Raw genomic sequence first — 26,310 nt, forward strand, 5'->3', positions numbered from 1 at the left:
AGAAAAAACTTAATTCAAGTCTATATTATTATTATCTATTTCTTTATATGTTAAAACCTAAACAATAGTAGTAGTCTCATTCTATCTTCTGGTGAACATTAATGTTATCACAGTACATAAGCAAGACTCCTAAATCTAAAGTTCTCTTCGAAGAGAACAAGGAATTTATGCCTTACGGAGTTAGCAGTAACTATAGGTATTTCGATCCGTATCCACTTTATCTTGTTAGAGGTAAAGGCAGTAAAGTATGGGATATTGACGGAAATGAATATACAGATTATAATTTAGGGTTTGGAGTACTAGAAGTAGGTCATGCAAATGAGAGAATAATAGAGGTAATAAGCGATACTATTAAGGACAGTTCAATAATGGGCTTTGAATACTATAAGACCGGTACCCTTGCTAAGATTATATGTCAGAGATATGGAATAGATATGGTGAGATTCTCTTCATCAGGTACTGAAGCTACCATGCACTCAATAAGGTTGGCAAGAGCATTTACAAAGCGAAAGAAAATAATTAAATTCGAGGGACATTATCATGGTAGTCATGACCAATTACTCGTTAATGTAAATCCTTTAAAAGTTGGAGGAAAAGTTCCATCTTCTAGCGGAATTCCGGACGAAGTAATACAGAACACTATTATAGTAGATTGGAATGACATAGATTCATTTGAGAAAGTGGCAAAAGAAGACATTGCTGCAGTTATAATGGAACCAGTTGCGATGAATATGGGTTTAATACCTACCGATAAAGAATTTATGAAATCGGTATTCGAACTATCTAAGGATAAAGGTTTCTTGGTGATCTTCGACGAAACAAAGACCGGCGGAAAGTTTTATAACGGTGCAGCGGGATATTTCGGGGTTAAACCAGATATCATTATCCTAGGTAAAGCGATAGCTGGAGGGCTCCCGCTTTCCGTAATAGGTGGAAAAAGAGAAATAATGGAACTAATAGGGCCCGGGAAAGTAGCACACGGAGGGACTTTTAATGCTAATACTTTATCTGTTAACGCCTCAATAGTGACTTTAAGAGAACTCCTGACCGAGTCAGCATTTTACCAATTGCATAGACTAAGTGATATGTTAGAGATAGGTTACAGAGATATTGCAGAAGATCTAGGAGTAGAGCTGAGTGTAAGTAAATGGGGACCAAGTGGTTCAATATATTTCTCTGAAAAGGTTCCCAAAAACTATAAAGAATTTATAAGGATGGACTTTAGCAGGTGGTTCACGTATTTCTATGTTATGTTGTCAAAAGGAGTAATACCCATGGGAGGATTCAACGAACAATGGACAGTATCAATAAAGCATAGTGAAGAAGACATATTAAAACACATAGAAGTAGCAGAGGAAGCAATAAAGAAAGCAAAAGATACTAAGACTAATATGTCAATAGAGGAATCGTTCTGAGGTAGATGCTTAATGAGGCAAATAGACGCTTTAAAATCTCCCAGATTCACTCAGGTCTCCACATTCGGAAGGCTCCCACTGTGTCAAAAGTTAAATGACGGAGAAGCGGTGTTCATAGGTATACCATTTAATGATGCAACTAGTTATAGACCGGGCGCTAGATTCGGTCCCGCTGGAATTAGGCAAGGATCAAGACTATTAAGACCCTATAACCAATTCATGGACGTATATCCGTTTGACTCCCTTAATGTATGCGATATGGGAGATATTAACATAATCCCCGGGTATATTGAAGATACGATGAAAGTAATAGAAGAGGAACTACTAAAAATAGATGCAATACCGTTTATAGCAGGGGGAGATCATTCAATAACTCTCCCGATATTAAGAGCGATGTATAAAAAACATGGAAAAATTAACCTTATCCATTTAGATTCACACTACGACTTCTGGGACTCTTACTGGGGTAAAAAATATACGCATGGAACATGGCTAAGAAGGGCGCTAGAAGAAGGGATCCTTAATGAAGTAGTACAAATGGGGATCAGGGGTTCAGTGTATTCTAAAGACGATGTAGAAGATTCCAAAAAACTAGGTGTGAAAAGTTTTACAATAAGGGATCTCAAATATAGATTAAAGGAGGTTCTTAAAGAGTTACCTTCAGGTAAGACTTATGTATCGGTGGACATAGACGTAGTGGATCCCGCTTTCGCTCCGGGAACCGGGACTCCAGAGGTAGGAGGACTTACCAGCTTTGAGGTAATAGAAATCATAAGGAGTTTTAACTTTAATATTATAGGTTTTGATGTTGTTGAAATTTCTCCGCCCTATGATGTGAGCGAATTAACATCAATGTTAGGAGCTAATATAATCTTTGAGGGTCTTAGCGTTTTAGCAAAGAGGAGGTAGGATTTTTCCTTTTCTGAGTAGTATCCCATAAAAACGTAGTATTTTCTAGTGATTATAATAATAAGTCGTAGCAGATCGAGAAAACTAGTAGTTACTTTTTAATGACTTTCATAATGTATTAAAATAATATTGTTATACTTAGTTAGAAAATAAAGGGGAGTGTTCTCAAACAGTCACCAAATTCGAAAATCATTTGTAATATTATATCAGTTTACTCCTAATATACTGTACCCCCTTCAAGTAAGCCTCGTTCAAGGGAGTTCTCTGCCTTGAATAAACTACCGGGTACATGACATTCAACAAGGCTAGACTATACTCAACTATCCCCACGTCCCTATTAACAGCCCTCGTGTCCCTTGCCAACCTAGCCAAGTGGGCCCTACAGTAAGAATGATAACTCTCCACAGTGTAAGTATACTCCTTACCCACTACGTGGTTGTCGAGTACTTGGTAAACTGAATAACCGTCAGTGTAGTACACCCTACTCTCGGGTAGGGAGTTCTAGAGGAAGCTGAAAGTCCTATAACCCCTATCACCCGTGATAAAGAAGGGTACACCATCTGCCAACGCGTTCCATATCCACAAGTCTTCCCTCTTTTGCCCATGTCTGGCCCACACGTAAGTCCAACTCTCGTCGAGCACTGTAGCTTTTGCCGTGAAACCCTCTAATCGTCCTTGCAAGAGTAGTAGGTAAGCATACGCTTCTACCCCTTTCCTCCTTATAAAGCTGTATATCGTAGTTAACGGTTTCCCTTCGACCCTCGCTATCCCCCTCATGCTCATCCTATTCGTGTATTCTTTCAATACCCTCTCTTTTTGTTCCTTGCTCATCTTGTGGTTGGTCGCTTGGTAGGACGTCTTCTCGCAAGTCTTGCACTTGTATTTTGTTTTTCCTCTAGCTGATCGTCCTTTACTACTCTGTTTGATTTGCACGAGGGGCATGGTGGTCTTTCTCCTCTCCTCCTCTTTATCCCGAGTTTTTTAGTGTAGTAGTATAGTGTTGATGGTGGTGTCCCTAACTTGGTGACTTGTACTCCTAGTAAGTATGCTGCTATTGTGTAAGCGAGGTCTTCCGGCTCGTGTTTTCTCGGCTTAAATTCCTTAAAGCCGAGGGTATTAGCTGTGTAGGGTTACGAGGTCCATCTCGTAGACCCCTTAAAATCTCGTGACCCTTGCACATAAGTGTTTCTAAAGTAATGTTTGCCTTTATACTTCTAGCCCTTTCCTGCGAGTAGTGTTAGAAAGGATAGTTTTTAGGGAGTGTTCTCAAACAGTCATGAAATTCGATAAGTTTTTGTAATATTATATCAGTTTACTCCTAATATACTGTACGCCCTCCAAGTAAGCCTCGTTCAACGGAGTTTTCTCCCTCGAGTAAACTACCGGGTACATGACATTCAACAAGGCAAGACTATACTCAATTATCCCCACGTCCTTGTTAACGGCCCTCGTGTCCCTTGCCAACCTAGCCAGGTGGGCCCTACAGTAAGAATGATAACTCTCCACAGTGTAAGTGTACCTCTTACCCACGACGTGGTTGTCGAGTACTTGGTAAACCGAGTAACCGTCAGTGTAGTATACCCTACTCTCGGGTAGGGAGTTCTGGAGGAAGCTAAAAGTCATGTAATCCCTATCACCCGTGATAAAGAAGGGCACACCATCTGCCAACGCATTCCATACCCACAAGTCTTCCCTCTTTCGCCCACGCCTGACCCCCACATAAGTCCAACTCTCGTCAAGCACTGTAGCTTTTGCCGTGAAACCCTCCAGTCGCCCTTGCAAGAGTAGTAGGTAAGCATACGCTTCTACCCCTTTCCTCCTTATAAAGCTGTATATTGTCGTTAACGGTTTCCCTTCGACCCTCGCTATCCCCCTCATGCTCATCCTATTCGTGTATTCTTTCAGTACTCTCTCCTTTTGTTCTTTACCCATCTTGTGGTTAGTAGCCTGGTAAAACGTCTTCCCACAAGCCTTACACTTGTATTTTGTTTTTCCTCTAGATGAGCCGTTCTTTACTACTCTGTTTGATTTGCACGAGGGACAAGGTGGCCTTTCTCCTCTCCTCCTCTTTACCCCGAGTTTTTTAGTGTAGTAGTATAGTGTTGACGGTGGTATCACTAACTTGGTGACTTGTACTCCTAGTAAGTATGCTGCTATTGCGTATGCGAGGTCTTCCAGCTCGTGTTTTCTCGGCTTAAAATTTAAATCCCTTAAAACCAAGAGTATTAATTGTGCAAGGGTTACGAGGTTCATCGTGTGGATCCCCATAAATCTCGTGACCCTTGCACATAAGTGTTTCTAAAGTAATGTTTGCTCTCATTATTTCTAGCTCTTTCCCGCAAGTAGAGCTAGAAAGGATAGTTTTTATAAATACTCTATTATTTTTACAAATACTTTTCGAATTTGGTGACTGTTTGAGAACACTCCCAGTTTTTATAAATACTCTATTATTTTTACTAATACTTATCGAATTTGGTGACTGTTTGAGAACACTCCCGATTAGTTCAATTCTTAGAAAATATTTCTATCTTATAGGTGGGATCACTCCAAAAATTAGCACATAATATCGTTATTTTTATAAGGAGTTTATTGAAAACTTTCTTTTATACAAACCGTAATAAACATAAATTATTAAGTTTAACGGTACTTCCTTATAATTTATATAATGTAATACAACCGAGTCATGATTTCTCTAGCTTAAAATTGCTTACCTTAGAGGCCCAAAAATCATTTTACAAAACACAATGTGGCCGAGCCTTTCCTCGTCTCTACCCGAGAGTTGGGTATTCCGCTCCTTCACCTTAGTCCCCAGCGATACTCGTCTACCCCTTTACCCACTTTCAAAGGGTAGGGTAAGTAAGGGGTCCTTCAGGCTGTTCTTGTTATTGCTACTCCTACCAGGTAATATTACCGTCTGATACAGTGTTCGATTGGACTCCTGAGACCACTTTTAAATTCATTTGAATTAAATTCAGGTGATGAATTTGAGGGGTCTAAGGTATTGGGACTGTTCTCATGCAGTCATGAAATTCGAAAATTATTTGTAATATTATATCAAATTAACGCAGTGTGTTTAATCGTCTTCAAATGACCTCATTTAAGGGTGTAGCCTCTCTCAAGAAAACACAAGGGTAAATAACTTGTGCTTTTTAGACCTACCTACGAGGACATCACAACCTTTATACATATAATGTTTTAAAAAACAATATTTTCCCTTTACAATTCTAGGTCTTTTCAATAGTTCAAGATAGTAAAAATAATTTTTATAAATACTCTAATATTTTTACAAATACTTTTCGAATTTGGTGACTGTTTGAGAACACCCCCCAAGGTATTAAGGAGGTGTATGGCCATGCTGTGTGTACTCACATTCATAGTACACTTAGTTAGAGCGTGAAGGACAACACGGAGTCTGAGACCACGTAATGGCCTCTAGTGAGATAAGGAAAAAAGTCCTTTGCCCTTTAAAGCCCGAAGCATATACAAATTTTATAACTTTCTAAAACTATTTTATAGTATGCAACTTAAAATTGAAGAAGTAATAGAGCTTATCTATAGAATTTTCAAGAAAATAACTTATGACCAATACGCAGTATATATTTCGGAAGAGCTAGCGGAGTCTGAGGTTGACGGGCACCCGGACCACGGCTTACAACTAATCCCATATTACTTAGAGCTGGCTAAGGGTAATCCCGTAGATATAGGTGGAACAAAGGTCCGCCCTATTAATCCTAAGGCTGAGGTGGAGATCAAGGGAGAAAACTTAGTCGAAGTAAACGGTAACTTTACCTTTGGGCAAGTGGTTTTGAGGAAGACTGTCGAATACTTAGTAAAGAAGGACTTAGAATATTACGTTATCTTTGGGAAAAATGTAAGCCATATAGGTAGGTTAGCGACCTTTACCAGGCGGTTAGGAGCTAAAGGATATATAAGTATCATTATGGCTAGGAGCCCCCCACTGATGGCCCTAAAGGGGATGACAAGAAGGGTCGTAGGTAATAACCCGATAAGTATAGGTTCACCTGAACTGGTAATAGATACAGCACTTAGTGTTACCTCTTTCGGTAATGCTTTACATAAGCTTATAAGAGGGGAAAAATTCGATGAAGAAGTCATCGTGGATAAGGACGGGAACTTGAGCAGGAACCCAGAGGATCTGATAAAGGGTGGTTCTCTATTACCCATAGGTGGATATAAAGGTTTTAACCTAGCTTTAGGGATAGATTTGATAACCTCTAGTTTTGCCGAAGACACAGACGTGAATCCCTTTTTTGCTGTGGCTTTCAAAAATAGAGGTGACGCTGCAAAAAAGGTGATCCCTAAGCTTCCTAAGGGCTACCCCTTATTAGTGAAAAAGAGAAAGGAGGTGATCGAAGTTGAAGAATCCGTCTGGAATAAATTAAAGGAGTTAGCTTAAGGGCTATGCATGGCGTATGCTAAAGGATCTTTTACTAAAAAGTGCGAAACCATTTATACATCAACTTTCCCTATCTGGATTTTGGATAAAATCCAAGAAGCCTGACGTATTTTTAGTAATTGTAGCTGGTTATTCCCCTCTTATATCTATCTGAAGTTTTAACAGTTTCTACCCAGAAAAGGTAATCAGTTAGTGAGTTTTACGGCTTGGTCGCGTTTTCAGCAAAAGCTCTCTATGTCTAGATCTATCATTGTAAATTAGGAACATCATTTAAGGGTTTTATTTTTTATGGATTATTTCGGCCTTTATTTTAAATGTAATTCTCCTTAAAGAATATAAAATAGGCAAAGGACTTAAACTTCTATGCTAATAAAAAATGCTAGAGCAGTAAACCTTGATGATAGGCTCCACAGTATTTACGTAAACCCTGAAGGTATAATAGAATGCATAGACTGCATGAAGAAAGACGGAGAAGTAATAGACGCTCAAGGTAGGATTTTATTACCACCATTTATAAATCCTCACTGTCATCTTGGTTATTCTATGACAATTGATATATCAAGGCATAATATTACCGGTACTTTAACAGAAGGGGCCAGGATAGTGAGAGAGGAGACTTCAAAGAGGATCAACGAGGAGGAACTCAAACAAAGACTAAGTAAAATTATCGAAATTCTTTTCTCACACGGTATATTTTACGTGAGGACCCATGAGCTCATAACGCTGGAAAGTAATATAGCTTTAAAGACCCTTAAAGTAAGGGAGAACCCTCTGGTGAATATACAAGTCGTTACCTTACCTGCAACTGGAGTTATGGAAGAAGGGGAAGACGAAGTTATTAAAACTCTCGAATCGGGTGCTGAGGTGGTAGGATTCGTCCCCCAAATGGAGCTTAATTATGAGTTAGCGGTAAAAAGCGTCAAAAAGGCTTTTGATATAGCGGTCGGTTTGAATAAGTTAGTAGACGGACATGTAGACGAGACTGATGACCCATCATCGAAGTACACTGAGCTGGTAATCGCAGAAGCAATGAAGAGGGGATACGGAAATAAAACTACGATAAGCCATATGACTGCGTCTCATTCATATGATAACTGGTATTTCCACGAGCTCCTCTATAAATTAGTAGATTCTGGTGTTAGTGTAGTCTCTAACCCTATGGTGAGCCTTTACTTACAAGGTAGGTACGACCCCTATCCTAAGAGGCGTGGAATAGCGAGGATAAAAGACATGTTAAATAAGGGAATTAATGTAGGGATAGGTACGGATAACGTTATGGACCCTATTTTCCCTTTGGGGGATTATAATATGCTGAGGGTCCTGAACTACGCGTTTATCGTAGACCACTTCTCTGTCCAAGATATCCCGCTTTTGTTCAAGACAGTCACTTACAACTCCTCTAATATTTTGGGGATAACAGATTACGGCAGACTTGAAGTAGGTAAAAAGGCTGAATTTATTATCCTGAACGAGAGGAGCTTGTCCGATGCAATTTCGTATACGTCGAAGCCGTTTTTAGCAGTAAGGGGAGAATACATGGTAATGAACAGACTTGAGTCAAGTGGTGTTATTAAGCATGACTGACGATACTATCGCTGAAAGGTTTAAGAGGACTAACGTTGAATACTCTACTGACCTCCAGGAGAGGATTGTAAAATCCCGAGATCTTACTAAGTTTGTGAAATCTCTTTCTATTCCAGACATTGTCGTTTATCCTAAAAACGAGGAAGACGTTATTAAGATCGTGGAATTCGCTTTAGAAGAGCATGTCCCTATAGTCCCGAGAGGTAGCGGTCACGGCAGTGTAGGAGGTGTTATACCGTTAAAGGGGGGAATATTAGTTGATATGACGAGAATGAATAAGAGAATCGAGGAGGACGAGGACACGATCACATTGGAGGCAGGTTCACCTATAAATTTTCCAGCTAGGGTATATCCGACTCTCTGGAAAAGAGTTACCATAGGGGGTAATTTCTGCGGTGGGTCGTGGGGTATAGGTTCTTACATGTACGGTATTAACTGGGACCAAGTAATTGAAGCCAGGATGGTAAACCCGCTAGGTAGTGTAGTGACCCTAAAAGGAGGGGATATAAAGATCGCGGCTCATGCTGAAGGGACTACGGGGATCGTTACATCTTTAAAAGTCTTGAAAAAGCCTGGATATAGAGAGGAAGCGAGGATTTACTTATTCGGGAGACTGAAAGACGCTGTAAGAGCAATAACTAAGGTCTATGAAGAGTCTCCTCCTTTATATCACTTGTTACTGAGGTCTCCTCAGATGTCCAGGCTTACTAAGCATCTAGGAGAGTTTAATAAGTGGCAACTTCTTATAGTATATTTTTCTGAGTCGGAACCTGAGGAGAAGGATCTCCCGCGTCAGAGCTACGTGAACGGAAAAGTCTTATGGGAAAACCGGGATATGTTCTTCGCGGGAGTATATCTTAAACATTTTAATGAAATGTATTATTCAACAGTTCATGTTGAACTTGATAGAATGGAGGGTATAATGGAAAAGTTTAAGGACGAGTATCTCGAGGTGGAGTTTGCTAATGATAGGCTAGCCCACATAGACATTATGTCAAATAGGCCAATCAACTTTACCTTGGATAACCCTTTTAGCGTGGATGACATTAAGATAAATAGTAGGTTAAGGAGAGATCATTTACAAAAAATTATAAATTATAAAAAAAGATATGATAAAGAAGATCTATTTAACCCCGGTAAGGTTAGTCTGGAGGTATTTCAGTAAAGACCATTCTTATATCTATTCCGTCCTTTTTCATTCTATACCATTTAACTATTTCATACCACACTTCAGCTGTAATTACTATCCCCGCCAATAGTGAGACTGAAGGTATAATATTACCAGAGAATAGATCGTAACCGAAGCCATTGGGTGTATACGTTAATATTCCATATCCTAACATTAGTCCTACAGCACTCCCTACTGCTATTATTGATAAAATACTTGTAATTAATAATTTAGAAGTTATTTCGTTTTTCTCTTTTTTAGAAAGTTTTAGTGCTCCTAATGAAGCTATAAAGTATTGGAATAACATATAGCTGATAACCCCGAACATTAGAGATAGAGAAAAGCCCTGATAAATTTCTAGGTAGTTAAAGATTAACGCAATAGCTAAAAATACTAGCGTTGATACGTATGGTGATTTAAGCCTAACGCTCACGTCAGCAAACTTTTCAGGTAGCATTCTGTCAAAACTAGCAGCAAACATAGCCCTTATACCCGCAACAGCTCCTATGAGTGCGTAAGAGATGTACCAGGTTAGCCCCGAAATTAACAGTAGTAGAAGTAGTGGGATGTTGTGAATAGCAGGGATAATAACATATGCCAAGAGAGAGTATGGGGCAATGGGTATCCCTGAACCGGAAGAGGTAGTCCAGCCGTTTACTGAAGTATATAGGAAGAACCTTTGCCCTATATCAGCAACTATTATGTAGACAAGTATTACAGAAATTATTGCGGCAACTACATAAGAATAAAGTATCCCTGCTCTGATTGTCTTATATCCCTTCTTTACTTCACCTCCTACCCATACCGGAGCGTTATTGTAGATGAATAAATTGCCCATGATCATGATCCCTAGCATTAAAGTCCCGAATAAACTAAAGGGGGGTATTGATGATGAGACCAGATCGGAATAATAAGGGCCTTTAAACTCTGATGACAGGGAATTAAACGCTGAGACAAATCCTCCCTTTCCTATATATGCAAGGAGTATTATTATGGCTATAGTCCCTACGATCTGTAATATGGTTAAACTCGATATGACCCGCGCGACCCACTTTATACTGAAGACCATAACTAAGCCTACTAGTAGTATCATTAGAGTAGTAAAGGCAAAATAGTAAGTGGTGTTTGAGATCAGTTCATTTCCTAAGTTAATCAAACCTTGGTTGTGAAAAGCGACTCCTATAGCCTGAAAAAAAGGTACTATTACAAGGCTCATTTCAGTCTGAACATCAATCCCAATCCCGTAACCGAATAAGTTCACCAAAGCCTGGATGAGTCCCACTCTGGGCCCTAAATATCTCGATACGTAGATATAATCAGCTGCTGTTTTAGGAGTTAACCTACTAATATAATAATACATCATCGCCGTGGGAAGAGCAAGCAGTGCTCCAATAACAGTAGCTAATATCCAGTTTGCCCCGGGGAAGAAGAAGGCGAAGGTTAAAGGATATGCTATACTTGCAGCTGGTGCTAAATACATAAAGTTCATTAGGAATACATCCCTTCCATTGAGGGTTCTCACCAAACCTGAGGTCTCTCTAACAAAAAGTTTTTTACTTTCCTCTCGTGACATGGAGATCTCTTATGATTTAACTGAAATAAATTGTTATTATAAGGATTACGTATTAATATTTAAATTTTTTAAATGCTTAAGCATCCTTATAAAATAATGTGAAATATATTATGTAACTAGTGTACCCTAGACCCCAAAATCATCACCCTGAATTTAATTCAAATGAATTTAAAAGTGTGTTGAGGAATTGAATTGAATATTCAACCAAATCATTAATATTATCCAACAAGAGCAGCAATAACAAGAGTAGTCTGAAGGACTCCCTACTTGTCCTCCCCTTTGCGAGTATTAGGTAAAGGGTGTAGATGAGCATTGCTAGGACGAAGAAGCGGAAGACCCAACTCTTAGATGAGGTGAAGACGAGGAAGGACTTGGTCATCTTGTACGAAGTCTCTATCGGCGTCCTCACCTTGTTATACCACTTTATCACGGACCTCTTGTTCACGTCCAAGTTGGTCGCCTTTGCCAAGTACTTCCCCTTCCTGCCCTCGTATACTATTAGCCTGAAGGTAACTCCTTTCCCCTTGGGTTCCGCAGTGTACTTCCCGTCATACTTGTGCCTCACCCTTACCTGCAGGGACTGACATTATGTAGTCGAAGTTTTTGAGGTAGTTTAGTACGTCTACGGAGTAGAATCCTGCATCGAGTACTATTAGGTCTATCTCGAGCCCCAAGGCCAGGACTTGTCCTACCAAGTCTTGTACTGTAGTTTTGTCATCCCTTTTTTCACGGGTGTGCAAGCTAGTATGAGTGTTTTTTTCTTTACGGTCGTCGTGGCTGTCGCGTAGTCCCGTGCCTAGTTTTGACCCGCTTACCTATGGGTTTCCCCCGTACTGGTGGGGGTTAGGTCTATTGAGGTCCTTATTGTTTTTCTTTCCCCGAGTAGTTTTAGGGAGTTTTTCTTTATCTCGTGTATCATGGTGTTTATTGCTTGGTCTTGTCCTTCTACGTAGTTTCTCACGGTTTGTGGTGATATTCCGAGTCCTTTTGCTTTGTTTTCTATTGAGTCGTTTGGTAGTGCTGCTGTTGCGAGTGTTTTCACGACTTCTCTCGCTTTTCTCCCCTCGAGGGGTAGAATAGGAAGTAATTTTAGTCCTATTTGCTTGTTTATTGTTGGGTAGGGGGAGTCTGGTAGTACCAAGTGAACTCCCTCATAACGTATTACCGCTCCCCCTACCTTAAGTTTTTCTTTTATTACAAAATTTTTAGGGTTTACTATAATTATTCTTTGAAATTATTTTTGTAAAATGATTTTGGGGTCTAGGGTGAAGTACATTTGCATTAGCAGTAGTAGTTGTTAATGCTTGAATAGGATTAAGTCCATTAACTGCAAACATTGCAAAAGCTGTTAAGATGGCTGAGAAATCGATGATGCTATTCCTATAAATGTTAACGCCCTATAAGGAGTATGGTATTTTGGATGGATCTTTGAGAACCATTTTGGAATTACATTATCTCTAGCCATAGAGAAGTAAACCCTTCCAGCATTACTTTGCATTGCTACCGCATCAGAAAACGCTGAATTCATTGCAACAAGGAATAATCCCATCGAGCCTATTATACCTAAATATAATCCCATCACTATTATACCCGATATTGTCTGAACATCTGGGTTTGGATTATTAGTTAATGCTGATAAATTATTTACTCCCAAACCTGCAACTATAGCATATGCCATTTCAGTCAACACTGCACCAACTATAAATACGCCTAAGCTCAAAGCCCTCAGTATTTGTTTAGGATGCTCAACTTCTTCACCTAAAGGTGCAGATCCTCCATAGCCGATAAAGCTCGTAATTGAAAAGACCATTGCTAATCCCAAAGCTCCAGCAGGTCCTCCGTAGGGTGCAAAATCCTTAGCGTATTGAGGCCATGCAAAGGGATTAAATACTGCTAATGTATTATCTGGTGCCTTAGTAATTACAATTGCTCCTATTACTGCTAAAAATGCCACTTCGAATAATGAAGCGAATTTCAAAGTAGTAATCTGAGGTCTTATTCCTATTATTGCTAATGTTATTGGAACTATTACGAATACTAGAATTAACGGTAACCAGAGCCAAGATGGTAGGACTATATGGTAATAGTAATCTAAGAATGCTGGAATAATAGCACCGCCTATGTAAGTGGGAATTGCGGCAGTACTTGTTACTTGATATAAGACTTAAAGTAATCCAGATATGGTAGCCTGGTACGGGGCCAAAGGCGTTAGCAATATAACCATAATATCCTCCAGCACTTGCATGTCTTTTAGCTAGGTGATATAACGTATTTACTTCTAAATACATTGCCAACGTAGCTAATAGGAATGCTAAAGGTGTTAATGCAAAGGCATATGCGATTGCAGAAGTTATAAAGACTACTACGTCACATGCTGGTGCCATTGCTGCTATTTCTTCAACTAAAGCCCCTAATGTACTAACTTGACCCTTCTTCAAACGGGGAACTTCTTGCTGACTCATCACTATTATTAAGGGTAACCCTAATTTATTATAGGTGTGTAGGTTAGTGTGCCATTAAAGCATATTCTATATAAAGAAACATTAAGAATTGCAGACAATGCTGAGAGTACTTGAAAGAAAGTACTATGCAATGTAATGTTGCCTTTGCGTACTACGGCATAATATACGATACCTTTATTAGTTGAAACACCACTAATTTGTGTTATCGCGAAAGGAAGGCTGTACGTTTTATTATTGTATATTAAAGAAGAATTTAGATAAATCAAAGTGTTTATCCTAGAGATAAGGTTATTTGACGATATGTTTACACTAATGTTGGCATGGACATTTATGTAATCAACTATTATAGAGTAATTTCCATTGCAATAAGCTAATGATGTAGGAATAGGTAACTGGCCTTGTATTACACATGTGTATGTTTCTCCCTTAAAGGTTGAGGGAAATGAAAGACCTAGTAACATTAAAGAAATCAGAAGCATGGTTACAAGTTTAATCGTTTCATGTATATCCCTTACGTTTCTTAATATATAAGTTTTATCGTGATAGTTTACTATAAAAAGTAAAAATAATCTGCTTAATTTACCACAATACGTGCAACAATCTACAGGTTTAATTAGTAATTTTTACCAGACTCATTATATGAATGTTATGAAATTAAAATAAAACCTTACCAACCTATCCATATCCACCAGTCATTAATCCATTCAGATACCCATTTATCTGGACCTGTAGGCAAATTCTTACCAAACTCTGTAAGCTCAAAATATTCCTCCTTATCTTTTACGTATTTCCTAACTATTCCATATGTTAATAGATAACTTATTGCAAAATCAAAAAAGCAACCATAAGCTGTAGTTTTTTCCCTAAGCTCACTTACCTTTAGCGGGCCATCCTTTAAAGCAGAATATATTTGGTTAACTATAATTCTTAAAGGTCTCTTAGACATATCCATCACGTGATAGTATCTGGTTTGATATTTCTATTTTTCTCCGATACGTTTTCTATTCTTACATTACCACTGCTGCAGCACGAAGTAGTAGACGAAAGTATGTCTGTTGTACTACATGCACCAGGAGCTAACTCTACCTCTATGTTATCTTCAATACTACCAGAGGTAGATTTAACCTCTTTTCTATTTGTTATTTTCATGATTGATATCCTCAATATTCTCTTCTACATTACTGATATTTAATAATAGTTATGAGTTCATTTTTTTGAACTATTAAATAACCTTATAAGAAGCACTCTAACCACCTTATACATGTGGATAAAGTAAACGAGTGTGGAGATAGTGTCGTCATTAAGCTATTTATATTTGTATAACGAGTATTACTTATGGGTAGGAAGCCTGTAATTAGGCAAGATTTAGCGTGTCCCTCTTGTGGTAGTCACCACGTCGTTAAGTGCGGTAAGCCTCTTGGTAGGCAGAGGTATTTGTGCAGGGATTGCGGTAAGTACTTCCTCAGTGACGCGAGTTATCACCACTACTCCAAGGAGTTGAGGGAGGAGGCTTTGAGGATGTATTCTAATGGCATGAGTATGAGGGCTATTTCTAGGGCCCTTAATGTGCCTTTGGGTACTGTGTTTACATGGGTTAAGCGTTATGGTGGGCAGAAGTATGAGAAGCTAGTGGACTTGTGGAGTAGGGCTAAAGAGTTAGTCAAGGGTAAGGTCGTTACTAAGGTTGTTGACGAGATGTGGACGTACTTGTATAGGAACACTAGGGCTTTCAACAAGCGGGTGTTTACTTGTTATGTGTACACGAGTCTCGGGTTTTACCTAGTTTACTCTGTGGGTGATAGGGACGAGGACACTTTTCGTGAGGCCAAGGGCTACTTGCCTGACGACGGTAGGTGGGTTAGTGATGACTACAGTGTTACTTTTGGTTAAAAAACCACACGGTAGTCTCACCTGTTAACCCCAACGAGTCCTTCCACTCCTCACTGAGGGATAGGCTTGTGCGTTTCAAGAGGGCGACGAAGGCTGTTAACAGGAGTATAAATATGGTGAAGTATTCTATAGCGCTGGTCTTGTGGGAGAGAAGGCTAATCCCAGAATTTGTAGCTTAATGACGACACTATCTCCACACTCTCATCATTCATAATTTCTTTTATAAATGGCATAGGCACTATCTTAACTCACTCTATTATACCTGCAATAATCGCTCATGAAATCTTTGTTATTTTCTATATTAGAAAAAAAATAGAAAATTATTTAAAAAATTAGAACATTCTTTGTTCTTCTGCTTGTCTTAGATATATTTTTCTCATCAGTAATATATCGACTACAGTTAGTACCAAAACCCACGGTAAGGTTCCGAGGAATAAATAGGGGATCGAAAGTGTGGAATTATGGTTTGGCGCACTTATGGGTAAACTATGGTCGTAATAGGAATACACGGTTAAAAGCATTGATGATAAGAACGGATTTACATAATCCACTACTGGATTACTGTAAGGATACACAGTATATAGGAAGTATGAGGCTATGGCTATAAACATCGGTATATAAAGTAGGAAGAGTGAGTATTGTAACATTTTTATTTTAATTAGAGAGAACAGCTCAATAAGGATCGCTATAGATATTAAGAATAGCCCTTCAAAGAACACGCCTACTACTAAAAGTGCAGGATTTGACGGAAAGATAACACTACCCTCTAACTTAGTAAGTATCATAAATACTAGCATTGAAAATATACCAATAATTTCAGAGTCTAGAAGATTTGCTGAATAGAAGGCTAGTACGTATTTAAGTGGTGTCAACTTAGAGAACTTAAACATAAAAGGTAAAGCTTGCGCGTTAAAGAATATTGCATATGCTACGCCTATTGCGAATGTAGAAAGAGCGATTAACGTAGTCGAGCTATATCCTAGAGAGATGTAAAGTGCGTACTCTTTGAAACTCGAAGGCTTATAAACGTTAATAAGTAACATTGAAAGAATACTCCAGAATATTAGAAAACCTAATACCCAACTCAGATTAGCCTTTGTTACGAGTCTTGTTATATATGATATGAACAAGTTCTTCATGTTCACACCCCGTAAAGTCTATCTATAGTGCCTAACAAGCCTATTTTCATCCCCTCTTTACCTTTAACTAAGGACACTTTTTTACCAGATACTCGCAAAATTAAAATAGCGTCTTCGCTTTCCCCTTCTATTACTGAAGCCTCTAAGAAGTCTTTAACCGTTATAGGACCGTAAAGACTGCTATCTGATAAAACATAGAGCTTATAGTCTGGGAACTTGCTAAGTATATCCAGATTGTGAGTCGTAATTATTCCTTCTTTTCCAAATTTCTTTATCCACTCAGCAACTATACTCCTTCTTGCAGGATCTATGTTTTCAAAAGGTTCGTCAAGTAAGATGATCCTTGGCTTTGCCGAGAAAGCTAAAATATTGCGCAGTAGCAGAGATTGTCCTGTTGAAAGCTTGAAGAGTGGCGACTTTAAATCAATGTCTAAGTCTACTTCCTTCAACAGCTCTGAGAAGAGCCCTTTATCCACGTTCATTTCTTCTGAGTATATATCTAATATGTTATTAATGCCATAACCTAGGTTATACACCTCTCCTAGATTTGTAGATAGACCTAGATAGTTCTTAATTTCTCTGACCTCTTTTCCGTCGATTCTTATTGAACCTTTATATGGGAGTAAGCCAACAGTAGCCTTAATTAGTGTTGTCTTCCCAGAACCGTTTTTGCCTATGATGAATACTTTCCCATCTATTTTTGCCGTTAGATTTTTTATAACAACCCACTTCCAGTAGCTTATTGTAACATTTTGATATTCAATCATCATGAATAATGTAAAAATCTGGATATATAATGGATCAAGATTGTTCAAAGAGTTGAACGCATAGTTCAAAAATATGAATTAATATATCAATTTAAATAATAGGAAGAAGAAAGATTTACAATGAGCTATGATATTGTCGATGAAGCTAAGAAACAAACTTACAAATTCTTATTACGTAAAGGAAGAAAAACAATGTCTATGTACTATTTGATGTGGGGCCTTTACTCTCTCTCTTTGTCTGTTAGTGTTCCACTTTTATATTCGTTAATTCCTCAATTTTACGTTCTTCTCTTTATTTTAATCCTTATGTTTTTACCTAATTACTATACTGCAAAAATATTTTATGTATCGATTAGGAGTTACCTATTACTTTACACAAATAGTATAACTGCGGAAAGAAAATTCAGGAAAAATTACGTTAAGTCTTATATTATAAGAAGTATAATCACATATCTTGTTGTACTTCTTTCCTACTTCTTTAAACCCCTTCTATTCTTATTTATAATTGCATCAATACCATTATTTATAGTTGTTGAAAGAAATCTTTATAGATATTTATTCGTTAAAGAATTTAGAATCGCTAGGGGAAAGTATTACGATAAGATTGCAATATATACGTTAAATCTAATACCAGTTATGCTAGCCTTCTTTTACTTATACTATATATCTGAAAATACTATATTTTACTTTACTTCAATAGCTATAGGCTATATCTTCGGAATTTTATGGCTCATATTCTTCGCACTCTCAATGACTGATTTAGTGGAGGTTGATAAAGATGAGTGACGAGAGAAAAGTGCAAACACTTAAGGAAATTATGGATCTACTAAAGGAGAATGCATTAACTACGAGTATTAGGCTAAGTATACTCCTTACCCTTTATATTTACGCCAAAGTCACCTTCAGCGAACTGTTAGCTTATACTTCTTTGAAAAAGAACACTCTTTACGTAAACTTACAAGTTCTAGCAGATAACGGACTGATAAAGTACAAAAAGGCTTTCTCGCTAAAGGGGGTAATTAGTGTAGTAGAGATAACGCCTAAAGGTAGGGAAGTAGTAGAGAAATTGTTTGAAATGATTGAGAATATAAAAGAGGAGGAGAAATAGTCCTACCTGCCTTTCTTGTATTAGTTAAGAAATTTTATATGAAAATTCTATATAAATTTTTAACTACTTTTAGCATTTTACGTAAAATCCTAGGTACTCCACGAGGTACTCCCCTTGGGGGAACTCGCCAACGGGCACGGACCTGCCACCCTCGACGACCCGTGCGTCGGACTTGAGCTCCCCCACAGTGTTTCCACGGAGAGTCCTAGAGTTCACGTACCACGAGTCGAAGACTATAGCCTTCACGTTGAAGCCGGCGAGGGAGGGTAACAACTCTAGGGAGACGTTGACCTTTGTCTCGGACTCCACCTCCTCACCCCTTCCCCCACCTTTCTGGGTACGTAAGGGGTGGTTGGCTACATTTCGTTGTTGGTCAAGTCCTTGACCCCTATTACAAGGAGCTGGATCGAGGGCCCGGACTCCTTGTGGGCCCTGCAGTAGAAGGCTTGTGTCCCGTCCCTTGAGACCGGCATAGCTCTAGCGTAGGGCTTGTGGTCGTGGGTGTCGTCGACTATGAGGAGGACAGGGTGGTCCCCTACCAAGTGCTTCACTACCTCGGTCAAGCTTGTACTAGCTGTCTAACCCCTTCAGCACGGTCTCGTAGTGCGTCCCCGCCTCTTGGGCTATCTCTGTGGTGTTCCCTCTCGTGGTCGCTCCCAACACTAGCCTCCTTGCGACGTCCTTTCTTACCCCAGTGAAAGACTGGGCTACCTCGTTGATTGCCTCCTCAAGTGCTTTGTAGTACTGCTCCCTTGCCCTCTCCTTGATCATACCAAAATTAAACGCCATAATTGTTAAAAAGTTTTCACGGTTCGCCTACCCTGTCAGGATTTTCCGATAAAAGCTACTCTATTATTTTAAAGTCATAGTCCTCGGCTAGCTCCAGTAAATATTTCTTATTATCATCATGAGTTACGTATCCAGTCGGATTATTGATCGTGACTGTATACAGAAAAGAAGGTCTCACTCCCTTCTTTAATATTTTTTCCAGTTCTTCTACTTTAATTCCTTCACTATCTAGCGGTATCGTATATACTGAACCCCCATAAGAAAATCCATAAGAAAATTTAAGTAAGCTTATAAACCCCTGATAGGTAGGTTCTTCTATAACTATATCTTTATTCATCAAAAAGGATAAGATATAAAGGGCTTCCTTAGCACCACTGGTAAGGACTATATTGTTTTTGTCTGTTTGTATCCCCCGTAATTCTACCAGTTTTGCTAACGCTTCTCGGGCTTCAACATACCCCTCTACGGGACCATATTGCAGAGAACGTATATCTTCTATTACCTTTAATGATGCTTCTTTTATTAGAGGAATAGGAAGTAGTTCAGGATCCGGTATACCAAAACTAAGATCGATCATACCCCTTCAACTGCCGGCAAGCTTAAGTAGTGTTAATTTAAGTACTTCAACACCTTTATAGGCATCTTCAAAATCAGTCCATTCATCAGGAGCATGGCTAATTCCACCCTTACTAGGTACAAAGATCATTCCTATTTTGGTTATCTCTGACATTACTTGAGAATCGTGCACTGCTCTACTGGGCATCTTCATATACTGATATCCTAGCTGGATAACGGACTCCTCGATAGTCTTAACTATTGTTTCATCACACATAGCCGGGTTCTCTATATATGTCTCGTAATTTAATCTTACTCCTTCTTTTTCAGAAACATTCCTCGCATAATCTATAACTTCTTTTCCAACTTCTAACATGTCGTTTCTCGATAGAGATCTAATATCTATTCCTATTCTTACGGAACCCGCTATGACGTTGACCACATTAGGTGAAACTTGAAAGTACCCTACTGTACCTACAAGGTCTTTTCCCCGTCCTAGTACAATTTCTCTCACTTTAGTTACCGTAGCTGAGGCAGAGATCATCGGATCTGATCTCATATTCATTGGAGTAGTCCCTGCGTGAGCTTGCTTACCGTTAAAATTCATCCAGATTCTGTGAACCCCTACTATCCCCGTCACAACTCCTATCTGCTTCCTTTCTACCTCTAGGATCGGTCCCTGTTCTACATGGAGTTCCAAATGAGATAAAATGGTTGAGGAAAACCTCTCTATCACACCTGCGTTTGATCTCTTAAGAAACCTTTCAAGTGCATTTCCAAACGATATCTTCTCATACTTACCTTCAACGGCATGTAATGTGCTCTTATCGATCAGCCCTGCAAAGTATTTACTTCCTGCAAAAGGCATAAAAGCATTACCTTCTTCATCTGTGAAGACCACTAAGGCTATAGGTAATTTAGTCTGTACCCTATCTTCATTTAACTCTCTTATTGCTTCTAGGCCACCTAAAACTCCTAATGCACCATCAAACATCCCTCCATTAAGGACAGTGTCTATGTGGGAACCAGTAGTAATAAATGGTTCTTTAACTTTACCTTCTCTCAAACCAATTATATTCCCTCCTTGGTCTACGTATACTTTTAATTTAGCTTCCTTCATTTTTTCTATTACATAAAGTCTTGCTTCTATATCTGGCTCCGATAATGCTGGTCTAGATACTCCTCCCTTAGGATCTTTCCCTATTTTACCTAAACTTTCTAAATCTGATTTAAGCCTCTCCATTCTCTCACCGGAATCCTATAGACCGGTTTATAATTCGAGATAGCGTTAGAAACTGAAGCCAACGAACCTATAATTGAATTTTCTCCTACTCCTCTCACCCCCAGGGGTGTCTTAGAAGGTGTAGATATTACGTCCACATCCGTTAAAGGTGATTCAACTGCGGTTGGTATTATGTAATCCGCCATGTCAGTAGACGATTCAAATAAAACTTCTCCTAGACCTTGTACAAACCCACCGATAATTTGTCCTTTAACAATCTCACTGTCTATTACGTTTCCTGCATCAACAACAATGTATTGATATATTATTTTTTCACCATCAAATACGGTTAATTGACCTCCTACAGCACCTAAAATTTCTTCAGTTTCATAACACGCGTATCCCTCACCCTTCTCAAGAAATTGCTTAGCTGCTAAATAAGCAGCGTTTCCTGCGGTAGTTAAAGACCTGCTGGCCCACGTACCGTAACCCTCCACTGAAGAATCACCGCATATTACTTCTACTGGACCGTTTACCGTTAAAGTATTTCTCACTATCTTTTCTATAGATTTACATATTCCTTGTCCTAATTCTGTGACACTTGTCCTAACCACTACTTTTCCTTTTTCATTTACTATTTTTACGCATTCCACTCCTTTTATCTCTTCTCCCCGTTTCTTTAGATATTCAGTATTTGGGGCAAAAGCGTAATGGACATAAAGACTTATTCCTACACCTTGTCTAAATTTTTTACGTTTTTCATCTAATTTATCGAGAACTAATCTGAGATTTCCGGCGTCAAATTCCAAGTCTCTTAAATTATTTTTTCTGAATTCTAACGGGTCTACTTTTAGTTCTTTTGAGATCTCATCCATCAACCTTTCGACTACAAAAATAGCTTCAGGTCTTCCAAACCCTCTATATGCACCATAAGGCGGTTTATTAGTGAGGATCGCTCTAACGTTATAATAAACGTTATAAGAGTAAACGTTTCTCAAATGCTTTAAGGTTACAAAGAGGGGAGATAATCCTATCCAAGGAAGAGGGAATGCACCGACATCATACTCTATCTCGTCAAAGATCCACTTTATCTTATTGTTGTTATTATCTTCTACACAGGCTTTTATCTTATGGACTTGAGACCTAGATTGAACTAACATTAAATCCTCGTTTCTGGTCTCCTTCCATTCAAGATCTATACCCTTAGTATAAGAGAGTAGTATAATGCTAACTTCATCAGGTAAAATATCTTGCTTTCCTCCGAATCCTCCACCTAAAGCATACGGAACCACTTTTATTTTTTTAGTAGTCTCTAAGATTTCATATAGAATTTTCTCAACTACTGTTGGTGCTTGTGTCGACATATGAATAAGAAGTGTGTCACCGTAGTTACCCACTTTAAGTTCACGGGGCTGTATATAGTAGGGTGATACCCTATCGAGGCTGAATTCCCTCTCTACCACTATTCCTTCGCACTCGTCTTCAAATGAATTTTTTGACTCATAGATAATATTATCAGGGATATCTTGGTATAATGGCCCATTAGCTTCTTTGTATTCTACTTCCACTTGGTCTTTTTTATCCCATGCAGTGTATTCATCTTCTCCAATTACGATCCCTAATGCATGGCCTACAAATAACGCCTTTCTATCCGCTAAAGGTTTGACGCTTATCCTTTTCATCCCCTCTAAGTGGGCTATGCTGGGTATTGAATAATTTATATCATCTACCGTTATAATATTTCCAGAAAGAGAAAAATAAGCATGGGGGTAGTTAGATCTTACAAATGAAACAAAAGGCATTATGATTACACCGTCTCCTTAGACTAAAACGGGTAACTTACCTGGTATATACATACCAGAGCCTTTTTTGCCCAATACTTGCCCTTCTTCATATACTATTTCTCCCCTTCTGATAGTCATTACGTTCCAGCCTTCCACTTCCAACCCGTCGTAAATAGTGTAATTAATATTACTGTGTAATAGATCAGGTGATATTCTAACCTTTCTGTTGGGGTCTATTACAGCGAAGTCAGCGTCACTCCCCGGTAAGATTGCTCCCTTTTTAGGATAAAGTCCGAATAATTTAGCTGGATTATAGGAGGTTACTTCAACAAACCTTTCCATACTAATTATGTCCTTCTTGACTCCTAAGCCGAAAAGTAACGGTAGAATAGTTTCTACGCCGGGGACACCGTTAGGTATTTCATGGAAGGGAGGGACTTTCTCCTTGTATCTTTTCTTTTGAGCGTCATTATAAACACAGTGGTCACTTCCCACTGTAAATATATCTCCAGATGCCAGTCTGTACCATAATTTCGTCCTCTGTTCATCACTCCTTAAGGGCGGGCTCATGATATATCTATAACCGTCAGGTCTTGTTAAATAGTCTGTATTGAGAACAAGGTAATGGGGTGTGGTCTCGTTGTAAAACTTTAGCCCCTTCTTTCTGTATTCGGACATGATGTCTACTGCCTCACCAGTTGAAGTGTGAACTATGTACATTTTCACGTTCTTACCTATCATACTGGCAATTGAAGCTATCCTGTTTGTAGCCTCTATTTCTAATATATCAGGTCTAGAATAATAATGATATACAGGATCCGCTTTTCCTTCGGAAAGAAACTGCTGTATTAACTCGTATATTATTTCCCCATTTTCAGCATGTATACCTACTACTCCACCATTATCACTTATCTTCTTTATTAGTTGATATAATTGACCGTCTAATAGCATTAGTTCGTTCTTATAAGCCATAAAAAGCTTAAAACTAACCACTCCATTTCTAATTACTTCTGGGATCTGTTCTAGTATTATAGGGTTAATTTCTCTAATAATCATATGTAGTCCATAATCTGACATTACCTTAGCATCAGCTTTTTCCCTCCACTGCTTATACGCCGTCATCAGGTCCTGCCCCGGAGCCGGAGTTATGAAGTCCACTATCGTCGTTACTCCTCCTGCGACTGCTGCTCTCGTACCGTGATAGAAGTCATCAGCTGTAACCTCTCCCATGAAGGGAAATTCCATATGTGTATGTCCGTCAACCAACCCCGGTACAACGTATTTCCCCGAGAGATTAACAGTTTTATCTGCTTGTTCTTGGATATCACCTGATATCTTTACTATCTTTCCGTGTTTCACTCCAATATCTCCTTCAAACGGTCCAGCATGGGTAAATACTTTAGCATTTTTTATCAACAAATCTAAAGACATACGGTGGGTATGTATTTAAATTAAATTATAAGTGTTTTCATTAATTCGTTTATTATTTGTACAAATTTTAAGGTATGTAGGAGACTTTCAAGTTAAAAGTTTATAACTCTCAAGCGTAATAAAATTGGAAATTCTACCAGTTCATCATATGGAATATATAAAAATTGTCTAATAGTTTGAACTTATTATGATAGATCTGTCGGTAGAATTTGTAGGACTCTCCCTTCCTAATCCTTTCATTGTAGGTTCTGGGCCTACAACTGGAAATCCAGAAAAGATAATAAAGGCTATTAAAGCTGGGTGGGGTAGTGTAGTAGTAAAGACAATAGGTGATTCGATAGTTAGAAAGGCGGTAAGGCCTATGTACGGAGTTTTTAAGAGAGGGAGAGATCTAGTGGCGTTTGAAAACCTCGAATTAATAACAGAGGATCCTTTAGAAGCTTGGGACAAGTATCTCAAGGTTATTAAAAGTGAGGTTAAAAACCCCATAATAGTGAGCATAATGGGCGGTTCTGATTACGATGAATGGGTAAAGTTAGCTAGGTGGGTTGAGGAAAGAGGTGCAGGTGCGGTAGAACTTAATTTTGGGTGCCCTCATGGAGAACCTGAAAGAAAAACAGGGGCGTTTATAGGGCAACATCCTGATCTTGTATTCCAATATACTAAAGAAGTAGTGAGGGCAGTAGGGATCCCAGTAGTTGTAAAGCTAACTCCCAATGTCACCGATATAAGCGAAATAGCTAAAGCCGCGGAGCTTGCTGGGGCTAAAGGCGTAACAGCGATAAACACCGTGAATGGGGTCATTGGTGTAGATATAGAGAGAGGGACTCCTCTCCCAGATGTCAATGGGTATACGACTTATGGAGGTATTTCGGGACCTGCTATTAAGCCCATCGGTCTAGCCGCAGTCTCTAAAGTTAGGACTTCGACACAACTGGAGATCAGCGGAGTGGGAGGGATATTTGATTGGAGAGACGGGGTAGAATATATGATGCTGGGGGCAAGTACTGTACAGTCTGTTACATACACGATGATCAAGGGTTTCGATTTCGTAAGAGAATGGGAAAAGGAGCTAGTGTCCTTTTTAGAAAGGAAAGGTTATAGTAGTGTAAGAGACTTAATTGGTATTGCATCGAGCAAGATAACATCATATGAATTTTTGGAAAAAGTTACTAAGAGAAGGACTTCAGTAGATGAGGAGATAACTTCTGTGAGAGGTGAGGTCTATGGTTAAGGTAGCTATGATCCAAATGGGTAGTGTTGAGTCTAAGTCAGCTAATATAAATAAGGCCCTAGATTATGCAGAGAAAGCAGTAAAAGAGGGCGCAGAACTAATCGTATATAATGAATTATTTACTACACAATATTTCCCTGCTATAGAGGATCCAAGGTTCTTTGAATTAGCCGAACCGGAGGACGGTCCTACGGTAAGGACTTTTCAAGAGTTCTCACATAGACATAAGGTAGGAATGGTTATAACAATATTTGAGGAGGATAAGAAGATCAGGGGAACATATTATGATACTGCAATCTTCATAAATAAGGGAGAAATTCTAGGAAAATATAGGAAAACACATATACCTCAGCTACCTGGGTACTATGAAAAGTTCTACTTCAAGCCTGGAAAAGGTTATCCGGTATTTGATTTCGGTGGGTATAAGGTCGGAACGGTTATATGTTATGATAGGCATTTCCCTGAGGGTCCAAGGATATTAGCTTTAAAGGGAGCGGATATAATTACTATCCCCACTACTACTAACTTTTACCCTGAACTATGGGAGCTTGAGTTAAGGGCACATGCTTCATTTAATACAGTATATGTAGTGGGTGTTAATAGGACTCCTGAGGTATTTCAAGGAAGAGAGATCTCTTACTTAGGTAAAAGCTTAGTAGCTGATCCGATGGGAAAGATAGTGAAAGAAATGGACGGCTCTGAAGGGGTTGAAGTAATTGACCTTGACCTTGATTTTATAAGACAAAGGAGAATTAAAGCACCGTTCTTAAAGGATAGAAAGCCGGAAAATTATACGGATATATCGCAGTTATATATCGAAAGTGTGCAAGAATGAACTAATTTTTCTCTTCTCAAAATCTTTC

The 26,310-nt window shown here is 38.8% G+C and carries 24 protein-coding genes and 2 pseudogenes; 10 read left to right on the forward strand and 16 right to left on the reverse strand.

Going from position 1 to position 26,310, the window contains the following annotated elements:
- The first annotated feature begins 101 nt into the window (after positions 1 to 101).
- Together KN1_RS14380 and speB are read left to right on the forward strand one after the other, a co-directional pair.
- Positions 102 to 1,415 carry an aspartate aminotransferase family protein gene (locus KN1_RS14380; RefSeq protein WP_221288485.1) on the forward strand — a complete coding sequence of 438 codons (1,314 nt, stop codon included), beginning with the start codon at positions 102 to 104 and terminating at the stop codon, positions 1,413 to 1,415.
- Positions 1,416 to 1,427: 12 nt separating this feature from the next.
- Complete coding sequence (gene speB, locus KN1_RS14385) at positions 1,428 to 2,324, forward strand: agmatinase (protein WP_221288493.1); 897 nt, start codon at positions 1,428 to 1,430, stop codon at positions 2,322 to 2,324.
- A gap of 201 nt (positions 2,325 to 2,525) precedes the next feature.
- On the opposite strand, the pseudogene KN1_RS14390 reads toward speB, so the two are convergent.
- Positions 2,526 to 3,502, reverse strand: a pseudogene (locus KN1_RS14390) (IS1 family transposase).
- Between the two features lie 124 nt (positions 3,503 to 3,626).
- Positions 3,627 to 4,592 carry an IS1 family transposase gene (locus tag KN1_RS14395; protein WP_221288495.1) on the reverse strand — a complete coding sequence of 322 codons (966 nt, stop codon included), beginning with the start codon at positions 4,590 to 4,592 and terminating at the stop codon, positions 3,627 to 3,629.
- A gap of 1,249 nt (positions 4,593 to 5,841) precedes the next feature.
- Between KN1_RS14395 and KN1_RS14400 the strand changes: the two genes are divergently transcribed.
- The 3 genes from KN1_RS14400 (at position 5,842) to KN1_RS14410 (ending at position 9,490) form a co-directional block, all read left to right on the forward strand.
- A complete protein-coding gene (locus KN1_RS14400) occupies positions 5,842 to 6,741 on the forward strand; it encodes an Ldh family oxidoreductase (protein ID WP_221288496.1) in 900 nt (299 codons plus the stop codon).
- 363 nt (positions 6,742 to 7,104) lie between these two features.
- Positions 7,105 to 8,325, forward strand: coding sequence for an amidohydrolase family protein (locus tag KN1_RS14405; protein WP_221288498.1), 1,221 nt, complete (start codon positions 7,105 to 7,107; stop codon positions 8,323 to 8,325).
- Positions 8,318 to 9,490 (forward strand): FAD-binding oxidoreductase, encoded by a 1,173-nt coding sequence (locus KN1_RS14410; RefSeq protein ID WP_221288500.1) that lies wholly within the window; start codon positions 8,318 to 8,320, stop codon positions 9,488 to 9,490. The genes KN1_RS14405 and KN1_RS14410 overlap by 8 nt, the downstream gene beginning before the upstream one ends.
- On the opposite strand, the gene KN1_RS14415 is transcribed toward KN1_RS14410, so the two are convergent.
- From KN1_RS14415 to KN1_RS14435, 7 genes are all read right to left on the reverse strand, one after another.
- A complete protein-coding gene (locus tag KN1_RS14415; protein WP_221288503.1) occupies positions 9,468 to 11,066 on the reverse strand; it encodes an APC family permease in 1,599 nt (532 codons plus the stop codon). The two genes, KN1_RS14410 and KN1_RS14415, sit on opposite strands and share 23 nt — an antisense overlap.
- A 142-nt stretch (positions 11,067 to 11,208) precedes the next feature.
- On the reverse strand, positions 11,209 to 11,631 hold the full coding sequence (locus KN1_RS14870; RefSeq protein ID WP_225905724.1) for a hypothetical protein: 423 nt from the start codon (positions 11,629 to 11,631) through the stop codon (positions 11,209 to 11,211).
- Positions 11,615 to 11,761, reverse strand: coding sequence for a hypothetical protein (locus tag KN1_RS14875; RefSeq protein WP_225905725.1), 147 nt, complete (start codon positions 11,759 to 11,761; stop codon positions 11,615 to 11,617). Before KN1_RS14875 ends, KN1_RS14870 begins: the two co-directional genes overlap by 17 nt.
- A 116-nt stretch (positions 11,762 to 11,877) precedes the next feature.
- Complete coding sequence (locus KN1_RS14880; protein WP_225905726.1) at positions 11,878 to 12,207, reverse strand: DUF4322 domain-containing protein; 330 nt, start codon at positions 12,205 to 12,207, stop codon at positions 11,878 to 11,880.
- Positions 12,208 to 12,414: 207 nt separating this feature from the next.
- On the reverse strand, positions 12,415 to 13,200 hold the full coding sequence (locus tag KN1_RS14885; RefSeq protein ID WP_338057090.1) for an APC family permease: 786 nt from the start codon (positions 13,198 to 13,200) through the stop codon (positions 12,415 to 12,417).
- 995 nt (positions 13,201 to 14,195) lie between these two features.
- Entirely contained in the window at positions 14,196 to 14,474 is a 279-nt protein-coding gene (locus KN1_RS14430) for a hypothetical protein (protein WP_221288505.1), read from the reverse strand.
- A gap of 5 nt (positions 14,475 to 14,479) precedes the next feature.
- Positions 14,480 to 14,692: a hypothetical protein gene (locus KN1_RS14435; RefSeq protein WP_221288506.1), complete on the reverse strand. Its 213-nt coding sequence runs from the start codon at positions 14,690 to 14,692 to the stop codon at positions 14,480 to 14,482.
- A gap of 171 nt (positions 14,693 to 14,863) precedes the next feature.
- On the opposite strand from KN1_RS14435, the gene KN1_RS14440 reads away from it, so the two are divergent.
- Positions 14,864 to 15,597 (forward strand): IS1/IS1595 family N-terminal zinc-binding domain-containing protein gene (locus KN1_RS14440; RefSeq protein ID WP_420857150.1). Its coding sequence is split into 2 segments: positions 14,864 to 15,404 and positions 15,404 to 15,597, totalling 735 coding nucleotides; codons are not numbered across the junction.
- 153 nt (positions 15,598 to 15,750) lie between these two features.
- Here KN1_RS14440 and KN1_RS14445 read toward each other — a convergent pair.
- Together KN1_RS14445 and KN1_RS14450 are read right to left on the reverse strand one after the other, a co-directional pair.
- Positions 15,751 to 16,557 carry a hypothetical protein gene (locus KN1_RS14445; protein ID WP_221288508.1) on the reverse strand — a complete coding sequence of 269 codons (807 nt, stop codon included), beginning with the start codon at positions 16,555 to 16,557 and terminating at the stop codon, positions 15,751 to 15,753.
- Positions 16,558 to 16,559: 2 nt separating this feature from the next.
- A complete protein-coding gene (locus tag KN1_RS14450) occupies positions 16,560 to 17,327 on the reverse strand; it encodes an ATP-binding cassette domain-containing protein (RefSeq protein WP_221288510.1) in 768 nt (255 codons plus the stop codon).
- A gap of 117 nt (positions 17,328 to 17,444) precedes the next feature.
- Here KN1_RS14450 and KN1_RS14455 point away from each other — a divergent pair, with 117 nt between their 5' ends.
- Positions 17,445 to 18,110, forward strand: a complete 666-nt coding sequence (locus KN1_RS14455) for a hypothetical protein (protein WP_221288512.1) — start codon at positions 17,445 to 17,447, stop codon at positions 18,108 to 18,110.
- Positions 18,103 to 18,432, forward strand: a complete 330-nt coding sequence (locus KN1_RS14460; RefSeq protein WP_221288514.1) for a transcriptional regulator — start codon at positions 18,103 to 18,105, stop codon at positions 18,430 to 18,432. Before KN1_RS14455 ends, KN1_RS14460 begins: the two co-directional genes overlap by 8 nt.
- A 75-nt stretch (positions 18,433 to 18,507) precedes the next feature.
- Here KN1_RS14460 and KN1_RS14465 read toward each other — a convergent pair.
- The 5 genes and pseudogenes from KN1_RS14465 to hydA form a co-directional block, all read right to left on the reverse strand.
- Positions 18,508 to 19,203, reverse strand: a pseudogene (locus tag KN1_RS14465) (ISNCY family transposase); the annotation flags it as partial.
- Between the two features lie 73 nt (positions 19,204 to 19,276).
- Entirely contained in the window at positions 19,277 to 19,798 is a 522-nt protein-coding gene (locus tag KN1_RS14470) for an aminotransferase class I/II-fold pyridoxal phosphate-dependent enzyme (RefSeq protein ID WP_221288516.1), read from the reverse strand.
- 6 nt (positions 19,799 to 19,804) lie between these two features.
- Positions 19,805 to 21,019 carry a Zn-dependent hydrolase gene (locus KN1_RS14475; RefSeq protein ID WP_221288519.1) on the reverse strand — a complete coding sequence of 405 codons (1,215 nt, stop codon included), beginning with the start codon at positions 21,017 to 21,019 and terminating at the stop codon, positions 19,805 to 19,807.
- Positions 20,995 to 22,800, reverse strand: a complete 1,806-nt coding sequence (locus KN1_RS14480; RefSeq protein ID WP_221288520.1) for a xanthine dehydrogenase family protein molybdopterin-binding subunit — start codon at positions 22,798 to 22,800, stop codon at positions 20,995 to 20,997. The genes KN1_RS14475 and KN1_RS14480 overlap by 25 nt, the downstream gene beginning before the upstream one ends.
- 18 nt (positions 22,801 to 22,818) lie before the next feature.
- Positions 22,819 to 24,213: a dihydropyrimidinase gene (gene hydA / locus KN1_RS14485; RefSeq protein ID WP_221288522.1), complete on the reverse strand. Its 1,395-nt coding sequence runs from the start codon at positions 24,211 to 24,213 to the stop codon at positions 22,819 to 22,821.
- Between the two features lie 187 nt (positions 24,214 to 24,400).
- Between hydA and preA the strand changes: the two genes are divergently transcribed.
- Entirely contained in the window at positions 24,401 to 25,447 is a 1,047-nt protein-coding gene (preA, locus tag KN1_RS14490; protein WP_221288525.1) for an NAD-dependent dihydropyrimidine dehydrogenase subunit PreA, read from the forward strand.
- Positions 25,440 to 26,282, forward strand: coding sequence for a carbon-nitrogen hydrolase family protein (locus tag KN1_RS14495; RefSeq protein ID WP_221288527.1), 843 nt, complete (start codon positions 25,440 to 25,442; stop codon positions 26,280 to 26,282). Before preA ends, KN1_RS14495 begins: the two co-directional genes overlap by 8 nt.
- The last annotated feature ends 28 nt before the right edge of the window (positions 26,283 to 26,310 follow it).

It is taken from the genome of Stygiolobus caldivivus (assembly GCF_019704315.1).
Taxonomy (GTDB): Archaea; Thermoproteota; Thermoprotei_A; order Sulfolobales; family Sulfolobaceae; genus Stygiolobus; species Stygiolobus caldivivus.